A 19,440-nucleotide genomic window follows, 5' to 3' on the forward strand; every position below is an offset into this window, starting at 1 on the left:
GGGCCTACAGATCCCTCCGAGCCGATCTATCGGGACGCTTGATTCGAGGGTTATCGCTGGTCCGTGGGGTGACGTGGCCTGCCGGTGTGCAACCGGATCTCTGTGGCGTTCGGGAGGTCCGTAGCTGACTGTGGTCGAGCCTAGCCAGCTTCGTAGCTGACTGTGGTCGATCCAAGCCAGGTATTGGAACTGTGAGCCCGGAATATTCCACTGCCCTTTATTCCGACGGTGACGGATCGATTTACAAGACGGCAGAACAGCTGTTTCACGTAGTTAACTTTGGGGGTGTGTACGGGGCATTGGTTTGGCTGTATGTTGCGTTGTGCTCGTCCTCCGGTGGCCACCGCGATCGATTCAAAGCCCGTACCGGGTAAAGGAGGAACGCTGTGGGCAACGCGACAACAATTTCCAACGGTGAGCTTCAAACGTGGCTCATTGACAGGATCGCTTTCTACCTCGACAAGCCGGCCGAAAGCATCGACCCCGCGGTCGAGCTGGCCCGCTACGGCGTCGACTCGGTCTACGCAATCAGCATCATCAGCGACATCGAAGACCACCTCCAGGTGGAGGTCGATCTGGACGAGGCGCGCCGCCGGGAGACGGTCGACTCGCTGACCGGCTACCTGCTCGACCTCATCGGCCGATGAACGGCTGGCCCGACGACTACACCGCACGCCGCCACCTGGTGGTCTTCGGTGACAGCGTCGCCGTGGGGCAGAACGACCCAGACCCGTCCGGAGGCTGGATCGGGTGGGCCGGCCGCCTCGCGGCTCACCTGGACATGCCGCGCGGACACATCGCGAACGCGGCGCGGGTGGGCGCGGTCATCGCGGATGTGGTCCGGGACCAACTGCCCGCGGTCGCGCACCTCCGGCCCGGCCTGGTGGTGATCAACTGCGGCATGAACGACGCGCTCAACGGGTTCCAGAACGCCGACGTCGCGGACCGCCTCGAGGAGGTCTTCGACTGGTCCGCGCGCATGGGCGCAGCGGCCATCGCCGCCCCCGTACCGCACCCCCCGCTGCTCTACCGCGGCCTGATGTCCGACTTCAGAAAGAAACGTGTGCAGCAACGAATTCACGAGTTCAACGACGCACTCAGCCGGAGTGCGAAGGCCTGCGGGATGACATTTCTCCCGCCGGAAGCGGTGCCCAGAGTTGACCACCCGTCGCTCTGGAGTCCAGATGGAATCCACCTTAATTCTGATGGGCACGCCTATGTCGCGGAGGTGATCGCGGACATCGCCAGAGACCTGCTCAGCGCGCGAACGATCTGAACCGATGATCGACCCGACGATCCACGCGAACGATCGATATCGATGACCGGCCTGGCCGATCTTCAACAACGATCCGAGCGAACGATCAGTGTTCACGATCCTTTTCGCGCGGCGAGCTGAGCGGACGACCTGATCCTCGGGGGACAGTCACCGTCTGGGGTTAGAGATGAAGAGACCATTCTCCTTCGCCCACGTCACCCGCATCACGCAGTCGATGATGTTCCTGCTGCTCGCGCCGATCCTGCTCGTGCAGGCTCGCCGGACGGCCCGTAACACGCCGCGGCTCGACCCGGCGACCGGCGCCGAGACCGGCGTCACCACCGGCTCCGCACCCGCGTTCCGCCTTCTCGTGATCGGTGAGTCCACGGCCGCGGGAGTGGGCGCCTCAGCGCATGCCGAAGCGTTGCCGGGCTTCCTCGCCGACGCCCTGTGCCATCATCTCCACCGCAGTGTCGCCTGGTCGGTCAACGGCAAGAACGGCGCCACGGTCCGCAGGGTCATCACCGATCTGGTTCCGACTTCGAACGGCTTCTCCTCGAACGGCTCCGCCTCGAACGGTTCGAACGGCTTTGGTCCGGACCTTGTGGTGGTCACCGTCGGGATCAACGACCTGATCCGGCGCCGCCCCCTGGAACGCTGGGCCGCCGACCTGTCCGAGCTCATCACCGCCCTGCGCGGCAGATATCACCATGCCAGCGTGGTCGTCGCGGGGATGCCGCCCGTTCACCGGTTTCCCGCGATCCCGCAACCGCTGCGCATGATGCTGGGCGCCCAGGCGCGGGCCATGGACAGGATCATGCGGGAGGTCACGCACGCGCACGGTGCCTACCACGTGCCCATGGACGAAGGAATGGCGCGCGACCGCCGGCTCTTCGCCTCCGACGGGTTTCATCCGTCACCGGCCGGCTACCGGGTCTGGGCGCGCGACTTGGCCCTGGCCGTTTCCTCGCCCGCGGCCTACCCTCCATGGCCGCCAGCCCCATGGCCTCAACGTTCCACTTGGCCTCCACGTCACGTCCATCCAGTGCGTTCGGCGAGCTGAAAGGCATCGGCGCTCCCAACGGCGCGCCGACGTTCCTCAAACTGCCCGACGTCCCCAAACTGCCGACGCCTTCCCGCGGCGTCGACGCTCCCCGACAAATGTGCAGGTCTCCCAACGATGCAGCACGCCCACACGACGCGGGCGTCCCGAAAGTGCCGGCGCTCGAAAGGGCGCGGGTGCCTCGGAGGGGCCGGCGTCCGAACTCTGGCGAGTGCCGGCACGGCACGGAGGTGCCGGCACACCCGAACGGCGTCGCTTCACGCAAAAGGAGCAGCGAACGTGACCGTTCCTGGAACATTCCGTACTGCGGTGGAGTCCAAGGACCTCGCCGCGATCACCGGGACGCTGGACCCCGCCATCGAGTTCCACAGTCCCGTGATGGTGAAGCCCTACCAGGGCCGGGACTCGGTCACCGGGCTGATCCAGGTTCTCCTCGAGGTCTTCGAGGACTTCCACTACACCGACGAACTGGTGGGTTCCACCCCGGCCGGCCGGCCGGGCCGGTTCGGCGGCCCGCCGGCGCAGGCGCTGATCTTCAGCGCCCGGGTCATGGGCAAGCACGTGCAGGGACTCGACCTGATCAGGTTCAACGATGCCGGGCTCGTCACCGGCCTGACCGTCATGGTCCGGCCGCTGCCCGCGGCGATGACACTCGCGCGGCTCGTCGGACGGCGGATGGAGCGACACGAATCCGCCTGACGGCACGAATCCGCCTGACTCAGACCAGCAAGAGGGAGTCGAAAGATGGAAAGCCAGGTCCCCGTCCGCGCGAGATCGGGTCGTGCGGCGCTGAGTCCGGCGCACCGGATCGCCGCCGATCTGGACGCCTACCTCGGTGATCCCATGGACGATGGTGCCGCCCCGTTCTCATATCAGGCCATCGTGGAAGCCGAAGAGCACGACGAACTGCCGTCCGGAGCGGTCGCGGCGGTACGAGACTGGGGGTTCCCCGCATACCTGGTGCCGTGCCATCTCGGCGGGCGCCTGGCGACGCTGGAGGAGCTCTTCTTCGTCACCCGGGGCATCTCGCGGCGCAGCGTCACGCTCGCGGTGATGTACGGGTCCGGGCTGCTGGCCGTGAACCCCGTGTGGTTGTGGGGCAACGAACACCAGCAGCGGACCGTCGCCGAGGGTGTCCTCGGCGGCGCCCTCGCCTGCTTCGGCGTCTCCGAGGCCGACCATGGCAGCGATGTCATGGCGTGCGAGGCGGAGGCCGAGCGGCAGGAGGGTGAGCTGATCCTGTCCGGCACCAAATGGCCGGTCGGCAACGCCACCCGGGGCCGCTTCGTCACCACGTACGCACGCACGGGCTCCCGGGACTTCTCCCTCATCCTGGTCGACAAGGACCAGCTCGATCCCGAGACCTGGTTCGTGCTCCCGCCGGTCAGGACGGTGGGTCTGCGCGGGCACGACCTCAGCGGCATCGTGTTCACGGGTGCGCGGCTTTCGGCCGACCAGGTCATCGGGCGGCAGGGTTCCGGCCTCGTCCAGACGCTGAAGACGCTGCAGATCACGCGGACGGCGATCGCGGCGCTGTCGGTCGGCACCATCGACGCGGTGGTACGGATCGGGATGGAGTACGCGCGCCAGCGCACGCTCTACGGCGCCGACATCTACCAGATCCCCGTGATCCGCGATCATCTGATCAAGGCGCATCTCGATCTGCTCATCGCCGAGTGCGTCGCGATCCCGGTGACCCGCAGTCTGACCGTCGCCCCCGCACGCCTCAGCCTGTGGTCGTCCATCGTCAAGTACTTCGTTCCCGTCCTGGGAGAAGAGGTCGTTGCCAGTATTGGCACGGTCCTAGCGGCGCGCGGCTACCTCCGGGAAGGCGTCGCCCATGGGGTCTTCCAGAAGCTCCAGCGCGACCACGCGATCGCGAGCATCTTCGAGGGCACCACGCACGTCAACCTGTCGAACGTCGCCGGGCAGCTGCCGTACCTCGTCACCTCACCCGAGGTCACGGGCGACGAGGACGAGCTGCTCGCGGACTTGTTCCGCTGGACGCGCATACCGCCCGCGTGGCGCCCCGACGGCCGGCAGCTCCAGCTCACGAACGAGGGCCTGGACGAGATCGGGCAGCGATTCGAGGCGACTGCGTACGAAGTCCTCACCGAGGCCAAGGTGCACGCGGCACCGGGAGTGGCGGAAGAGCTCGCCGACCTCGTGTCCCGCATCGCCGACCTGCGCGCAGACATGCACGAGGGCGTCCTGGCAGCCCAGGGCGACACCACCTCGGTCGGGGCGCTGGGAAGGGCGCGGCGATACTGCGAGATCCACGCGATGGTCTCGTGCATGCTGACCTGGCTGCACAACCGGGACGACTTCGGCGGAGCGTTCGCCGACGGGGGATGGCTCGTGCTCTGCCTGCAGCGTCTCCTGCAACGCGTCCAGCCCGATACCGAGCTGACCGAGGGCCATCTGCCCGTGATCGAGTCGGCGATGTTCAAGGGGTTCGGTGAGGGCCGCTGGTTCTCGCTGCTCTCCCTCGCCGCCGAAGACGCGCCCGACCCGCGGGCCGGGGTGTGATCCGCCGTGCGGTCACGCGACGGCTTCGCCGGGGGCGCGGGATTCAGCGCGGGATTCAGCGGGAGATTCGGCGCGAGCTTCAATGCGGGCTTCAGCGGCGGATTCGTGTCCGTCGTCCAGGAGAACGCGGCGTCCTACGGTGACCGGCGCTGCTTCACGTTCGTCAGCGAAGAACGCGGACCCGGCCGGACGTACCGGGAGACCGAGCTGGGTTTCGCCGAGCTCGACCGCCGCGCCCGTGCGCTGGCCGCGCGCCTGCAGGCGTACAACCTCCAGGACAAGGCCGTCATGTTGCTCTATCCGGAGGGCCTGGAGTTCGTGACGGCGTTCCTGGGCTGCCTGTACGCCCGTGTCCTCGCCGTACCGGCTCCGCTGCCCGAGCTCGACGCCGGCCGCTTGGGCCGTACGCGGCGGATCATCGCGGACGCCGACATCCACTGGGTCCTCACCGACCGTGCGCATCGCGGCCCGCTCGAAAAGTGGCTCGCGGAGGCGGGCCTGGCGGGCGACGTCGGATGCCTGGACACCGAGACCGACGTGGGTGCCCACCCCGACGACTGGTCGACGCCGGACATCGGCCCCGACACGCTGGCGTTCCTGCAGTACACGTCGGGCTCGACCAGCGAACCCAAGGGCGTGATGGTCTCCCACGGCAACCTGCTCTACAACGCCGAAGAGATCAAGCGCCGCATCCGGGGCTGTCCCGACACGATCGGTACCGGCTGGGTGCCGCACTACCACGACATGGGCCTGGTCGGTCAGTTCCTGCAGCCGCTCTACCTCGGGTGCCGGTACGTGTTCACGTCGCCGATCACGTTCATCAAGCGGCCCGTCCTGTGGCTGGAGCTCGTCACCCGCCACCGCGCGACGATCATGCTGGCGCCCAACTTCGGGTACGAGCTGTGCCTGCGGCGGATCACCGACCGGCAGCTGGAGGGGCTCGAATTGAGCTCGCTGCGGACGGCCAAGAACGGCGCTGAGCCGGTCCGCGCCGCGACGCTGCAGCGGATGGTCGAACGCTTCGGCCCCGTCGGGTTCCGGCCGGACGTCTGGATGCCCTGCTACGGCATGGCCGAAACGACGCTCCTCATCACCGGCGCCTCGTTCGGCAACGGCGCCGTCGTCCGCGACTTCGACGCCGACGCCCTGACCCACGACCAGGCGATCCCGATCGACGCCCCGCCCGGCGCGGACGCCCCGCCCGGCGCGGACGCCCCGCCCGGCGCGGACGCCCCGCCCGGCGCGGACGCCCCGCCCGGCGCGGACGACCCGCCCGCTGTGGACGACCCGCCCGCTGTGGACGACGCGCCAGAACGAGACGTCCGGCGTCCGATCGACGCCCCGCCCACCGCGGACAGCCCCGCTGAACGAGGCGTTCGGCGGCTGGTCGGCAACGGGAGCGCGGTCACGCTGGACGTGCAGATCGTCGGGCCGGAGAGCGGGGTCGTGCGGCCGCCGGGGCGTGTGGGGGAGATCTGGGTGCGCGGCGGCAGCGTTGCCAAGGGCTACTGGAACAGGCCCGCGCAGACCAGCGAGACATTCCACGCGTTCACCGCGGATGGGGCCGGGCCGTACCTCCGTACGGGCGACCTCGGCTTCGTCGTGGACGGGGAGCTGTACGTGACCGGGCGCATCAAGGATCTGATCATCGTCAACGGGCGCAACATCCACGCCCACGACCTGGAGGAGGCAGCCCAGGCAGCCAATCCGAAGGCGCGCAACAGCGCCGCGTTCTCGATCGACACCGGCATGGAGCAGGTCGTCATCGTGCAGGAGGTGAGCACCGCACCGGGCGGGGAGACTCCACTGTGCGAGTTGGCGGCCCGGACCAAGGCCCGTGTCGCCCGCGCGTTCGACCTGCCGGCGCTCAGCGTCGTGCTCGCCGGACGAGGCGCGGTTCGCCGTACGACCAGCGGAAAGATCCAGCGTGGGCTCACTCGGCAGGCCCTGCTGGACGGGAAGATCAACACGCTCGCAACTGATCTTCAACCGGATGTGTCAAAACAAATTAGTCAAAAACGAGACTAGGTATGTCTTTGCCTGATAAAGTCACGGATCACCCGGTGCACAGAGTGGAGAGAAGACGGGCCATGGCGCTACGTCACGCGGTTCTCGCAGCCCTGCTGGACGGCGAGTACAGCGGTTACCAGCTGGCCAAGATCTTTGACCTGTCCGTCTCCAACTACTGGCACGCTGTTCCCCAGCAGCTCTACGCCGAGCTGACCAAACTGGAGTCCGAGGGATTGATCATCGGACGGCGGATCATCCAGCACGACCGGCCCAACAAGCGGGTGTTCACCGTCACCCAAGCTGGGATCGACGAGTTGGAACGTTTCGCCGCGGTACCGGCCAAGCCGGGGATCATCCGCGAAAACCTCCTGGTCATGGTTCAGGCCGTGGATCACATCTCCATGTCCGCCGTGATCACCCAGCTCGAAGACCGCGCTCTGGCCTCCGCCGCCAAGATCGCAATTTTCGAGCGCACTCTCGAGCACCTTCGTGGTGATCTCGACGAGGAATCCTATCTGCGTACCGGTTCTCCAATCGGGCCCTACCTGACGTGTCTGCGTGGGCTCCGATTCGAGCAGGAGAACCGCGAGTGGTTCGAGAGCACTGCCCAACTGCTGCGCGACCGAGCAATCGCGCACGCCGAGGAAGGCAAGCCATCGTGACCCCCGGCCCCACGCCACGCCCGCGCGGGAACCGGTCGCCACGCCCCAGCCGAGGAGGCGTTCATGACGGGCGAACACCGCACGATAGAGCGACCTAGCGACACAGCCGAGCGACCCGCCGAGGCGCAAGCCGCGCCCATTGCGCCCCACGTGGCGCACCTGCCCACCGCGCCGTCCGCGGCCGCGGTCAGGGCCCTCTCTTCCTCCACGTCCCCCACGGTCACGGCGGCCGCCCCGCCTGCCGTGCTCGCGGTGGCGGAGCCCCCGGAGCTCCAGCCAATGGAACTGCTCGAACCGCAGCAAGTGCTCTTGGGCGAGCTGAACCTGCCGCCGGCGCACGCGTCCGTGCCACTGGCCCGCGGATTCAGCCGTTCGATCACCACCGGCTGCCAGATCCCGGATGTCCGGGACGACGCCGAGGTGCTCGTCTCCGAACTGGTCACCAACGCCGTGCAGCACGCCGCGGCGTCCGGTGCCACGTTGTGCCTGCGCATGCTTCGCGTCGGCACCCGGCTCCGGATCGAGGTCCACGACCCGAGCCCTGTCCTTCCGCGCTCCGTCCACATCAACCTGCTGGAAGAGACCGGCAGGGGATGGTTCCTGGTGGCGATCATCACGGAACGGCACGGCATCGAGCAGACCTCAGCCGGCAAGTCGGTCTGGTGTGAAGTGCCCGCGTGGCCGTAAGGCTCCGCGTCAGCCCTTCACCGCAAGCCGGCTAGCGGTCCCGCCCTGCCGGTTGAACGGGAGCCCAGGTTCTGGAGCGGAAGAGCATCATGCGCGTTTACATGGCGATGTACGCCGCATCCGAAAGCCCCCGCAGACGCACTGACCGTCCGCGATAGGGGTGTGGATGCGATGTCTGTGGACTGGTACCGAGCAGATGGAAGACCCGCGACATCGGACGAGGCACAGCGACTGCTGCTCGATGTGAGATCACGCCTGCTCGCGCAGGACGTCATCCGCGTCGGCCCGGTCGTGGTGGTCGTGTCGACCTGGTTCACCGTGATCGACCAAGGATTCGCGGCGAACGGGCGGCCGCTGTTGTGGCAGACCATCGCCTCCGATCTCACGATGCACGCCGACATCGGCCAGTACACGACGCGGGAGAAGGCGGCCCGCGGGCACGCGGAGGCGGTCGTGATGATCACTGACCGGCTCCGCCGGCTGGTGGCGCGCGCCAACGCGGGCGAGACCTGGTCGGGCGGGCATGAGGGCTGGTCGGGCGGGCACGAGGGCTGGTCCGCCACCGGCTGACCCGCCCGGGCGGCGAGACCGCTCAGCCTCGCACGACCCGGCCCGACCCGACTCGAACGACGTACGACCCGACTCGAACGACGTACGACCCGGCTTGAACGACGTACGACGACGTACGACCCGGCTTGAAAGACGTACGACCCGACCTCGAATACCCGACATCGAGACGAAGGGCGGGCCGAGCCCTGCGGCCCGATCCGACATGAGGGTGAGATCTGATGGGCACCAAGAGCAAGAGCCGGCCGCCAGGCCCGCCCGGGGCGGCCGCCAGGCAGAGGGCACCGGAGAACCCCGGGGGCACGAGGAGGCGAGGCCTGCCGATTCGCCTGCGGATCACGGTGCTGCTGCTCGTGCCGCTGATGTCCCTGGTCGCCCTCTGGGGATTCGCCGCCAACATCACGCTGGGCCCGGCGATCGACAAGTACGACTTCTCCACCACATACGAGAAGGTCGGCCTGCCCGGCCTCTTCCTCGTCAACCAGCTCCAGCAGGAACGTTCGCTGAGCGTGGTCGCGGTGAGCACCCGGAAGCCGGCGGACCGGCAGAAACTCGGTGCGCAACGTGCCCGCGCGAGCGCCGTGCAGGCCGCGTTCCGCAAGTCGGCGTTCTCGCCCGAGGCCACGGACGCGGCGAAGGCCGACACCGGCCAGCGGCTGGCCGAGGCGATGAAGGCCCTGGACCGGCTGCCCGCGCTGCGGGCCAAGGTCGACACGGGGCAGATCGGGACGCTGGACCTCATCGACTCCTATGGCAACATCCTCGACCGCGTCATCCTGGTCTTCAGCGGTCTGGTCATCGTCAATGACCTCGACATCTTCGAACAGGGCCGCGCGCTCATCAGCGTGGGCAACGCGCGCGCCTACATGCTGCGCCAGGACGCGCTGATCTCCGCCGCGCTCGCGAAGGGCGGCAGGCTGAGCGACGAGGAGAAACTCGCCTTCGCGGAGTGGTCCGCCATCGGCAGGCGCGAGTTCCAGGTCGGGCTCGTGGACATGAACGACGGCCTCAGACGCCCCCTGCAGCAGCTCGCCGCGACCCCGAACTTCCAGCGTTACCGGGCCATCGAGGAGACAGTGGTCAACTCGCGCGGCGACCGTCTGCCGCCCGAGGTCGCCGAGTGGTCGGCGACCGTCGCGCCGCTGTCCCAGGCATGGGAGCAGAAGGTCACCCAGGCCAGCCTCGCGCTGAACGAGTTGGCCAAGCCGATCGGCGAGCGGGTCGTCCGGCGGCTGGTCCTGGTGGGCGGCTTCGGGCTGTTCGCGGTGGTGGCGTCCGTTCTCCTGTCGGTCTTCGCCGCCCGCAGCCTGTCCCGTGAGCTTCGCGGGTTGCAGCGCGCCGCCCTCCAGCTCGCCGAGGACCGGCTTCCCAGCGTCGTCGCCAGGTTGCGCCGCGGTGAGGAGGTGGACGTCGAGGCCGAGGCGCCGCCGCTCATCATCGGCAAGACCAGGGAGGTCTCCCGCGTGGGCGACGCGTTCACCCGCGTCCAGCACACCGCGATCGAGACGGCGGTACGCGAGTCGTACCTGCGCGAGGGCATCAGCCGCGTCTTCCTCAACGTCGCCTGGCGCAGCCAGTCCCTGCTCCACCGGCAGCTGCGCATGCTGGACGAGATGGAACGCCGCGCCACCGACCCGGACGTGATGGCGGACCTGTTCCGGCTGGACCACCTCACCACCCGTATGCGCCGCCATGCGGAAGGCCTGGTCATTCTCTCCGGCGCCTCACCCGGCCGGGGCTGGAGCAGGCCCGTGCCGGTCGAGGACGTCATGCGCGCCGCCATCTCCGAGGTGGAGGACTACACGCGCGTGGAGGTCGTCGTGCTGTCCGCCGAGGCCGCGCTGATCGGGGAGGCCGTGGCGGACGTCGTCCACCTGCTCGCCGAGCTCATCGAGAACGCCACGGTGTTCTCACCGGCGCCGACCGAGGTCCTGGTCCGCGGCGAGATGGGGGCGAACGGCTTCGCGGTCGACATCGTGGACCGCGGCATCGGGCTCGACCAAGCCGAGATGAACGCCCTCAACCTGCGGTTGTCGCGGGCGCCCGAGTTCGACCTGGCCGTCACCGACCGGCTCGGCCTGTTCGTCGTCGCCCGCCTCGCGGGGCGGCACGGGATCCGGGTCGCGCTGCAGCCGTCGGTGTACGGCGGAGTCTCGGCGGTCGTGCTGATCCCGCGTGAGCTCATGGTCGACATCGACCAGCCCGAGGACGAACGCGAGTCCGGCGCCAACGTCGCCAACGGCACCAAGGGGACCAACGGCTCCAACGGCGTCGGCGCCGCCGGCGACAGCGTGCCCGCCCCGAGGCAGGCGCCGGACGCGATGCCGAACGGCTCCGGCCATACCCAACCGACCGCGACCCAACCGACCGCGGACCAGGGCAACGGCCAGCGGCAGGCATTTCTCAAGTCCAAGGCGATGCTGAACGCGCCGACGCCGTTCGACGTGCCCGCGTCCCCCGTTCAGGGGACGGGGGCGGACGCACCACCGTCGTTCGGGACCCCCGGGCCGCCCGCCTCGCCGGATCCGTCCGCGCCGTCCACGCCGTCCGTGCCGCCCGCACAGTCCACGCCTTCTGCGTCGTCCGTGCCACCCGCGCAACCGCGTTCACCCGTGTCGCCCGAGGTCCCGACCTGGGCCTCCGACACGCCTACGTGGGGCACCGAGAGGCCGGCGTGGGGCACCGAGACGCCGACGTGGTCGGCGCCCGACACGCCCAGATGGGGCGTTGAGGCACCGACGTGGGCGGCCGGGCCCGCGGACCCGGAGTCCTCCTTCACCTCGCCGATGTCGTTCGGTGAACCGATGGCCACCCCGCACGCGCAGCCCGGTTCCGGCTCGCGTGCCCCGCTGCCGCGGCGGACCAGGAGAGCCAGCCTGGCGCCGCAACTGCGCAGCGACGAGCCGTCAGCCGCGTACCAGCCGGACGACACGCTCGTCGCCTGGGAGGAACGTTCGGCCGAGGCGTCCCGGGACCTGTTCGCCGATCTCCAGGCGGGCTGGATGCGCGGCCGGGACGAGGACGAGGGACCGTCCGATTACGCAGAGGGAAGGGGAGGACCGACATCATGACCCAGCAGGGAGTGGGGACCGAACTGAATTGGCTGCTCAACGACCTCGTCGACCGCGTGCCCCAGGTGCGCAAGGTCGTCGTGCTGTCGCGGGACGGCCTGGTGATGGGATCGTCGCGGGACGTCGGCCGCGAGGACTCCGAATATCTGGCCGCGCTGGCGGCCGGCTTCCACAGCCTGGCGATCGGCGCCAAGCCGCAGCTGGACGCCGGTGAGATCCGGCAGACCATCATCGAGATGGACAAGGGACTGTTCTTCGTGGTCCCGGCCGGCGCCAACAGCTGCCTGGCGTTGCTGAGCGACGTCGGCGCGAACGCGGGTCTCGTCGCGTACGAGATGACGATGCTGGTCAAACGTGTCGGCCGGCAGCTCTCCACGGGGCTGAGATCGCGCGGCCCGGGAACGGAATCCGGGTGAGCCGGGATGGACCCGAGCGTCTCTGGTGGCATCCGGGGCCCGGGAAGGGAGCGGTGGATCGACGAGGCCGCCGGGCCCGTGGTCCGGCCGTACGCGATGACCCGGGGCCGGACCCGGCCCCGGGGCGAGCCGCTCGACCTCGTCACCATCCTCGTCGCGATCGGCCGTGCCCCCGCCGAGCCCGGCCGTCTCACCCGGGAGCAGCGACGGATCCTGTGGCTCTGCCGCCGCCCGCACACGATCGCGGACCTGGCCTCCGACCTGGAACTGCCGTTCGGAGTTCTCCGGGTGCTGGCCGGAGACCTCCTCGACTCGGGCCTGGTGGGCATCCAGCGCTGGACCTCACCGGCCGCCCAGACCGATCAGAACCTGCTGAGGAGGGTTCTCGATGAACTCCGCGCGCTCTGACGAACTGCACGATCCGGCCGATGGACGGCCGGGCGATGGACGGCCGGGCGACGAGCACGACGGCCAGCCCGGCGACGAGCACGACGGCCCGCGTGTCGCGCTCAAGATCCTCGTGGCCGGCGGCTTCGGGGTCGGCAAGACGACCATGGTCGGCGCGGTCAGCGAGATCCGCCCGCTGCGCACCGAGGAGGCCCTCACCGATGTGAGCGTCGGCATCGACGACCTCGAGGGCGTGGCGGCCAAACGGACGACGACCGTGGCGATGGACTTCGGCCGCATCACGCTGCGGGACGGCGTCGCGATCTACCTGTTCGGGACGCCGGGCCAGGAGCGCTTCTGGTTCATGTGGAACGAGCTGTCGCGCGGGGCGCTCGGCGCCGTGGTGCTGGCCGACACCCGGCGGCTCACGGCCAGCTTCGCCTCGATCGACTATTTCGAGGAGAAGGGCACGCCGTTCGTGGTCGCGGTGAACTGCTTCGACGACGCCGACCGGTACGAGTCGAACGAGATCCGCGGCGCCCTCGACATCGATCCGCACGTCCCCGTCATCCTCTGCGACGCGCGGCGGACCGACTCGGCCAAGCGGGTGCTCGTCGGTTTGGTCGAACACGCACTGCGACTGGCGAGCGCTGCCCCCGCTGGCCGGTAGAGGCCAGCTTTCGTTTTCGAATCCGTTCGAGTGCGGAGCGAGGGACCTGGCGAAATTGCCCGGTTGTGGCCAGCGCCTGGGCGCGAGTGGAGGTCGCGGCCAGGTGCCGGCCCTTCCGGCGGGTCAGGCGGACGTCCGGAGAGTCAGGCGGTCGGCTCCGAGACCGGGGATCCGGCCGTCGGATCGATCGCGGGAAGGTCCGGGATCACGCCCGGGAGCTGCTGGTTCTCTTCCGGCGGCTCCATCGGCGGACGCATGATGACCTCGTGCACGCCGACGTCGTGGCCGGCCTCGCAGCGGACCTCCGCCATGACCGTCTCGCCGCAGTCGGCGTGGACGAGGGCGACCATCCGCCCCTCCTCGCTCTCGAGGTAGATGTCGCCCCATTCCATGAGGCTGATCAGGGTGGGTGCCAGGGCGAGGCCCGCCTTGGTGAGGTGGTACTCGTAGCGGGTCCGCTGGCCGGGCTCCTGGTACGGCTCCTTGCTGAGCAGGCCGAAGTTGACCAGATGCCGCAGCCGGTCGGTGACGGCGGATTCGGTCATGCCGAGGTTCCGTACGAAGTCGCCGAAACGGCTCGTACCGAGGTACGCCTCGCTCAGCACCAGCACGGCCGACGGCGGGCCGATCGCCGCAAGTGTCCTGGATACGGGGCAGTTCTGCATCGACCAGGTGGTGCGGTCGGCGAAGTGTCCCTGAAGTGCGATGGTCACCTACGCGATTATACGCCGAAGAACATGCTGACTTGTATTGACCGCAGTCAGCAGAAATCGCTACGCTACCTAACTATGGCTGATCAAAGTCAGGTGCGTCCGCGAATCGCCCTCGCGGTACTCTCCGTGGCCAGCTTCATGGCCGGACTTGACCTGTTCATCGTCAACGTGGCGTTCAACGACATCGGCCGTGACTACCCGGGCGAATCCCTGGCCGATCTCTCGTGGGTCCTCAACGGCTACACGATCGTCTTCGCCGCGTTGCTGGTTCCCCTTGGCAGGCTCGCCGACCGCTACAGCCGCAAGGCCGGGCTGCTGATCGGCCTCCTCGTCTTCGTCGCGGCCTCCCAGGCCTGCGCGCTCGCGCCCTCCCTGTGGTGGCTGGTCGCGTTCCGCGTCCTGCAGGCCATCGGTGCCGCCGCTTTGATCCCCACCAGCCTCGGGCTGTTGTTGTCCGTGTTCCCCCCACAGCGGCGCGCCGCCGCAGTACGGATCTGGTCCGCCTCCTCGGCATTGGCGGCCGCGGCGGGTCCGGCTGCGGGCGGCGTGCTGGTTGAAGCCTCGTGGCGTTGGATCTTCGAGGTGAACGTCCCGATCGGGATCGTCGCGGCGTTGCTCGCGCTGCGCTACGTGCCCGACTCCCGGGACGGCGCGTCCGCTCGCATCCCCGACCTCACGGGTGCCGTGATCTTGACGGCCTCCATAGCGTTGCTCGCGCTGGGGCTCGTGAAGATCAATGACTGGCCGGGGGAGCGGACCGCGATCGTGTTGGCCGTGTCCATGCTGACCCTTGGTGCGTTCTGGCTGCGTTCGTCGCGGCACGCCACACCGGTGATCGAGCCGTCGTTGCTCGCGGTGCGCACCTTCGCCTCGTCGAACGCGGCGATCCTGCTCTTCTGCGTCGCGTTCGCCGGCAACCTGCTGATCGGTGTCCTCTGGATGCAAGAGGTCTGGAACTACTCGGCGATCCAGACCGGGCTCGGCGTGGCTCCCGGGCCGCTGATGGTACCGATCTTCGCACTGGTGGCCGGTCGGATGATCGGCGCGAGGATCCCGGTCGGCGTGGTCACGGCCATCGGCTGCGCGCTCTGCGCAGCCGGCATCGGCATCATGGTGACGAGTCTCGGCCCGACCCCGGCGTACGCGTCAGACCTGCTTCCGGGCTGGCTCGTCGGCGGGGCGGGCGTCGGCGTGGCCCTTCCCACCATCCTGTCGTCCGCGGCGGCCGACCTGCCGTCGCACCGCTTCGCGACCGGCAGCGCGGTGGTCAACATGAGCCGGCAGATCGGCAGCGTCATGGGCGTGAGCCTGGCGGTGGCGGTGCTCGGCACCCCCTACGGCTACCTGGACGCGCACGAGTCCTTCGTCGACGCCTGGCTCGTCATCGGGGCGTTCATGATCGTCGCAGCGTTCGCCGCCCTCGGCATGACCCCGCGCCGGGTCGCCCGAGGGCACCGGGTGCCCGACCGAGGACCGGCCGTCGTCACCAGCCCCACGAAGCTGACCTGAGCCGAGGCGCCTGCGGGTGAAGCCCCTGGCCCGCAGGCGTCCAGCCCGCCCCCCACACGCTCCCGTCCACGGCGGAAGATTGAGACACGCCCCAGGGCCCTGGCTGCACACCTACAACCATCACCGCGGCCACACCGCACTCGGCGGCCACCCACCTGCCAGCCGCGTACCTAACCTGTCTGGGCAGACACCTAGGGCTGGCGGCGGAACTTTCCGGGAGCGATGCCGAAGTGGCGCTTGAAAGCGTTGGCGAAGGCGGATTCCGATGTATAGCCCACGCGAGACGCCACGGTGTCGATGGAGGATGCGGAGTCGCGCAGCATTCCTGCGGCGATGGTCATCCGCCACCAGGTCAGATATGCCAGCGGCGGCTGACCCGTGAGGGCGCCGAAGCGGCGGAAGAAGGCAGCTCGTGACAGCCGTGCCTCATCGGCCAGTTCCTGCACCGTCCATGGGCGGGCCGGCTCGTTGTGGATGGCGTTGAGGGCGGTGCTGACGGCGTCGTCCGCAAGCGCCGCCGCCCATCCGGTGGTCGTCGCCCGGCGCGGGTGCTCTTCGAACCAGGAGCGCAGGATGTAGAGGAGCAGCATGTCGAGAACGATCGGGATGAGAGCGTCCGCGCCCAGGTGGGGGCTCTCCATCTCGGCACCCAGGATGTCCACGGCCGCCCTCAGCTCCGGATGGCGTCCCCGGCGCGCGGGCACATGGATCACGTCGGGGAGTTCTCGCAGCAGAGGATGCGTCCAGCTCGGATCGAGCTCATAGCCGCCGCACAGGGTCACGGTGGCGGGGTTGGTAGCCGTGGGCTGCGAATCCGCCTCCTCCGTGGTGGCCTCACGGCACGCGGCCAGCGGCGTGGCCGGGTCGTCGGCCATGGCGTATCCGCTGCCATGCGGGGAGAACAGTATGTCGCCCGGCCCCAGTTGAACGGGCTCGGCACTCTCATCGATCAGCCAACTCGAGCCCTGAAGCACCACGAGGATTCCCGCGGTGCCGGGCTGATCCGGGAAACGTCGCGCCCACGGCGCGTACCAGTCGACTCGCGCGCCACCGGGTCGGCCGGTCCGTAGGGCACAAATCACGTCGCTCAGGATGTCCATCGGTGACGCTCCTGCTTCCCCTTCTCGGCCTGCGTATCGGCCAAAGCAAGAGTCTACATTCTACTCCTACCTGAGACGATCGCGCAGAAAACAGCGACCCTCACGCATTCATCATCGCTCCGACCCTTCCTAGGCTGCTCCGCATAGACCCCGACCGCCCTGCTGTAGAAGGAGGAATTCATGCGTACGACTGTGGCCATCGTCGGTGGCGGTTACGGCGGTATCACCGTCGCCAAGGCACTGGATGAGGTGACTGATGTCGTCCTCATCGAGCCGCGAGACACCTTCGTCCATAACACCGCCGCACTCCGCGGCCTCATCGATCCGCAGTGGACAGAGCAACGGCTTTTCCTGCCCTACGATCGCCTCCTGAGCCGTGGCCAGGTAATCCAGGATCGGGCTGTGCGCGTGGATACCAGATCCATCACGCTTGCCTCAGGGATGCGGATCGCCGCCGACTACATCGTCCTGGCGACCGGTTCCACCTTCCCATTCCCGGCAAAGGTCGACGTCGACGACAGCGCTGCGGCCAAGAACAAATACCGCGCCACCCACAACGCCCTGGCCAATGCCGACAACGTTCTGCTGCTCGGTGCGGGACCTGTGGGACTTGAGCTGGCCGGAGAAATCAAGGCGGCGTGGGCGGACAAGGCAGTGACCATCGTCGACCCGGGCCGCGACATCGTCGCCGGCGACTACCCGGACGAGTTCAGAGCGGAGCTGCGCCGCCAGCTCGACGCGCTGGGCGTCAGGCTCATCCTCGGTACATCCCTGCGCGAGCAACCACCGTCCGACGCCGGTGAGGCCAAGACCTTCACCGCCACCCTGCATTCAGGCCAACAGCTCACCGTCGATATCTGGTTCCGCTGCTTCGGTGTCGCTCCGGTCACCGGCTATCTGGCCGACGATCTGGCGTCCGCCCGGCAAGAGAACGGCCACCTCAAGGTCACCGCCGACCTGCGTCTAGCCGGCCAGCAGAACGTGTTCGCCATCGGCGACATCACTGCGATCCCAGAAGCCAAGCAGGCCGGCGCGGCCGAACAACACGCCGCCGTTGTCGCCTCCAACATCCGCACACTCCTGCATGGCGGAGATGAACTCACCACATATCAACCCGGGCCCGCGGGAATCGTCCTCCCTCTCGGCCCGAAGGGTGGAGCAACCTACGCCCCAGGCTGGCACGGCTACCTGGACGCTGACGCGGTGTCGCAGATCAGGCAACGCAGCGCGGCCCGGCCGAACTCCCTGCTCCACCTGGACATCCTGGACGCCGAAGCGACCTCACAGTTCAAGGGAGCGGATCTGATGACCGACGTGTACGCCGAGATCTTCGGCCTCCACCAGCGCCACCGATAGCCACCGGCGCAACCGATAGCCGCCGACGAGACCCGAAGGCGGAGCCGGTCGAGACTGCTGTCTCGACCGGCTCCGCCTTTTAGCCGGGATGCGTCGGGCTGGCCGGATTCGAACCGGCGACCCCCGCCACCCAAAGGCGGTGCGCTAGCCAAACTGCGCTACAGCCCGTAGCGGCCGTCAGTCTAGCCGCTTCGGAGTACGACTTGCAGTCCGTTAACCCTGCTAGAGATCTTCGAGCCGCTTGAACGTTGGTCCGACGTTAGTTCGCCGTTAGTTCGCTGGGCCCTTTTCGTGGGCCGACAGCCAGGCGCCGATGCCTGCCGGGGTGAGGAAGGCGTCGAATGCCAGCTCAGAGGCGCCGATCAGGGTGGCCTCGGCGCCGAGGGTGGAGGGGAGGATGGCGGCGGGCTGCTCGCGGCGGAAGTCCATCAGCCCGGCCTTGTAGGACGTCTCCAGGGCCTCGGCGGAGCGGGCGAGGATGTCGACGCCCAGGCCGGAGAGGGTGACGGTCTCCGGGTCGAGGGCGTTGACCAGGGCGCTGATGCCGACGCCGAGGATGCTCGCGGCCTGGTCGATGACGGCCTGCTGGGCGGGGTCGCCGAGGATCTCCAGCGCGCGAGGACGATCCTGGGGCGGGCGGCCGGTAGCCCGGAGGAGGGCGTTCGCGCCGACCTCCAGGCCCCAGCAGCCGGTCGCGCCGCAGGGGCAGGGCCGGTCGCTGCCGATCAACGGCATGTGGCCGAACTCCCCGGCGGCTCCGCGTGACCCCGGGATGGGGTTTCCGTTGAGGATGAGCGTTCCGCCCAGGTCGAACTCGATGTGCAGGTGCAGGCCGAGCCCACGGGTGCGGAGCGCGCCGCGCCGCGCCTCGGCCAGGCCCGCGAGGGTGGCGTCGTTGTCCAGAAGGGCGGGCTGGAGCGCCTCCACGACGTCCACTTCGCGCCAGCCCAGGTGCGGGATGTCGAGCAGGTGGCCGTCACGGACCGGCCCTGGGGCGGCGACCGCCACACCGACCGGGCGGGACGCGAGCACCTGCCGGTGCCGGTGGATCGCGGTGGCGAGCCCGTTGAGCACGTCGGGGGCGGGAGTACCGGGATGCGGTTGTTGCTCGAGAACGGTCAGCCGCCCGCCCAGCTCCGTCGCGGCGATCGTCCACACGTCCTCGCGGAGATCGACGGCCAGTGCCAGCGGGCCGTCCGGATGCGGGCCGGGGATGCCGGTCGGGCGGCCACGGGTGCCCTGGCGGGTGATCTCTTCGCGGAGAAGACGGCCGTTGATCAGCTCGCCCATCAGGACTGCGGCGGTCCCGCGGGACAACCCGAGATCCCGGGTGAGCTCGGAACGGGTGGCCTCGGCGCCCCCTTCGTGCACCGCGCGGAGCAGCCGCACCAGGTTGTGCAGCCGCAGCTCGCCGCTCGTCGTCGCTCCCGTCATCCGCACGAGGC

18 protein-coding genes and 1 tRNA gene are annotated in these 19,440 nt (G+C 68.8%); 15 read left to right on the forward strand and 4 right to left on the reverse strand.

The features are described 5' to 3' along the window. The first annotated feature begins 386 nt into the window (after window positions 1-386). From ACH34W_RS30235 to ACH34W_RS30295, 13 genes are all read left to right on the forward strand, one after another. Window positions 387-647, forward strand: a complete 261-nt coding sequence (locus ACH34W_RS30235) for an acyl carrier protein (protein ID WP_395964516.1) — start codon at window positions 387-389, stop codon at window positions 645-647. Continuing rightward, on the forward strand, window positions 644-1,276 hold the full coding sequence (locus ACH34W_RS30240; protein ID WP_395964517.1) for an SGNH/GDSL hydrolase family protein: 633 nt from the start codon (window positions 644-646) through the stop codon (window positions 1,274-1,276). Before ACH34W_RS30235 ends, ACH34W_RS30240 begins: the two co-directional genes overlap by 4 nt. A 166-nt stretch (window positions 1,277-1,442) precedes the next feature. Next, window positions 1,443-2,318, forward strand: a complete 876-nt coding sequence (locus ACH34W_RS30245; RefSeq protein WP_395964518.1) for an SGNH/GDSL hydrolase family protein — start codon at window positions 1,443-1,445, stop codon at window positions 2,316-2,318. Between the two features lie 279 nt (window positions 2,319-2,597). After that, window positions 2,598-3,017 (forward strand): nuclear transport factor 2 family protein, encoded by a 420-nt coding sequence (locus tag ACH34W_RS30250; protein ID WP_395964519.1) that lies wholly within the window; start codon window positions 2,598-2,600, stop codon window positions 3,015-3,017. Between the two features lie 45 nt (window positions 3,018-3,062). Beyond that, window positions 3,063-4,847 carry an acyl-CoA dehydrogenase family protein gene (locus ACH34W_RS30255; RefSeq protein ID WP_395964520.1) on the forward strand — a complete coding sequence of 595 codons (1,785 nt, stop codon included), beginning with the start codon at window positions 3,063-3,065 and terminating at the stop codon, window positions 4,845-4,847. 6 nt (window positions 4,848-4,853) lie between these two features. After that, entirely contained in the window at window positions 4,854-6,875 is a 2,022-nt protein-coding gene (locus ACH34W_RS30260) for an AMP-binding protein (RefSeq protein ID WP_395964521.1), read from the forward strand. A 62-nt stretch (window positions 6,876-6,937) separates the two neighbouring features. After that, the gene (locus tag ACH34W_RS30265; protein ID WP_395964522.1) at window positions 6,938-7,519 is read left to right on the forward strand and encodes a PadR family transcriptional regulator; all 582 of its coding nucleotides are present in this window, start codon (window positions 6,938-6,940) and stop codon (window positions 7,517-7,519) included. A gap of 63 nt (window positions 7,520-7,582) precedes the next feature. Next, complete coding sequence (locus ACH34W_RS30270; protein WP_395964523.1) at window positions 7,583-8,206, forward strand: ATP-binding protein; 624 nt, start codon at window positions 7,583-7,585, stop codon at window positions 8,204-8,206. Between the two features lie 171 nt (window positions 8,207-8,377). After that, complete coding sequence (locus ACH34W_RS30275) at window positions 8,378-8,776, forward strand: hypothetical protein (RefSeq protein WP_395964524.1); 399 nt, start codon at window positions 8,378-8,380, stop codon at window positions 8,774-8,776. Between the two features lie 218 nt (window positions 8,777-8,994). After that, complete coding sequence (locus ACH34W_RS30280) at window positions 8,995-11,844, forward strand: nitrate- and nitrite sensing domain-containing protein (protein WP_395964525.1); 2,850 nt, start codon at window positions 8,995-8,997, stop codon at window positions 11,842-11,844. Further along, window positions 11,841-12,260 (forward strand): roadblock/LC7 domain-containing protein, encoded by a 420-nt coding sequence (locus ACH34W_RS30285; RefSeq protein ID WP_395964526.1) that lies wholly within the window; start codon window positions 11,841-11,843, stop codon window positions 12,258-12,260. The genes ACH34W_RS30280 and ACH34W_RS30285 overlap by 4 nt, the downstream gene beginning before the upstream one ends. A gap of 6 nt (window positions 12,261-12,266) precedes the next feature. Then, window positions 12,267-12,668 carry a DUF742 domain-containing protein gene (locus tag ACH34W_RS30290; RefSeq protein WP_395964527.1) on the forward strand — a complete coding sequence of 134 codons (402 nt, stop codon included), beginning with the start codon at window positions 12,267-12,269 and terminating at the stop codon, window positions 12,666-12,668. Beyond that, on the forward strand, window positions 12,649-13,317 hold the full coding sequence (locus ACH34W_RS30295) for a GTP-binding protein (protein WP_395964528.1): 669 nt from the start codon (window positions 12,649-12,651) through the stop codon (window positions 13,315-13,317). Before ACH34W_RS30290 ends, ACH34W_RS30295 begins: the two co-directional genes overlap by 20 nt. A 143-nt stretch (window positions 13,318-13,460) precedes the next feature. Here ACH34W_RS30295 and ACH34W_RS30300 read toward each other — a convergent pair whose 3' ends face one another. Continuing rightward, window positions 13,461-14,030, reverse strand: a complete 570-nt coding sequence (locus tag ACH34W_RS30300) for a winged helix-turn-helix transcriptional regulator (protein ID WP_395964529.1) — start codon at window positions 14,028-14,030, stop codon at window positions 13,461-13,463. Between the two features lie 75 nt (window positions 14,031-14,105). Between ACH34W_RS30300 and ACH34W_RS30305 the strand changes: the two genes are divergently transcribed. Beyond that, complete coding sequence (locus tag ACH34W_RS30305; RefSeq protein WP_395964530.1) at window positions 14,106-15,539, forward strand: MFS transporter; 1,434 nt, start codon at window positions 14,106-14,108, stop codon at window positions 15,537-15,539. Window positions 15,540-15,730: 191 nt separating this feature from the next. Here the strand turns inward: ACH34W_RS30305 and ACH34W_RS30310 are convergent, their stop codons facing one another. Further along, window positions 15,731-16,639, reverse strand: coding sequence for an AraC family transcriptional regulator (locus ACH34W_RS30310; RefSeq protein WP_395964531.1), 909 nt, complete (start codon window positions 16,637-16,639; stop codon window positions 15,731-15,733). A 180-nt stretch (window positions 16,640-16,819) separates the two neighbouring features. Between ACH34W_RS30310 and ACH34W_RS30315 the strand changes: the two genes are divergently transcribed. Next, window positions 16,820-17,995: an NAD(P)/FAD-dependent oxidoreductase gene (locus ACH34W_RS30315; RefSeq protein WP_395964532.1), complete on the forward strand. Its 1,176-nt coding sequence runs from the start codon at window positions 16,820-16,822 to the stop codon at window positions 17,993-17,995. Between the two features lie 93 nt (window positions 17,996-18,088). On the opposite strand, the gene ACH34W_RS30320 is transcribed toward ACH34W_RS30315, so the two are convergent. Next, window positions 18,089-18,163: transfer RNA gene (locus tag ACH34W_RS30320), tRNA-Pro, on the reverse strand. Between the two features lie 102 nt (window positions 18,164-18,265). Continuing rightward, window positions 18,266-19,429 carry an ROK family protein gene (locus tag ACH34W_RS30325; RefSeq protein WP_395964599.1) on the reverse strand — a complete coding sequence of 388 codons (1,164 nt, stop codon included), beginning with the start codon at window positions 19,427-19,429 and terminating at the stop codon, window positions 18,266-18,268. Window positions 19,430-19,440: the final 11 nt, after the last annotated feature.

The organism is Actinomadura sp. 6N118, assembly GCF_044326415.1.
In the GTDB taxonomy this organism is placed as follows: Bacteria; Actinomycetota; Actinomycetes; order Streptosporangiales; family Streptosporangiaceae; genus Spirillospora.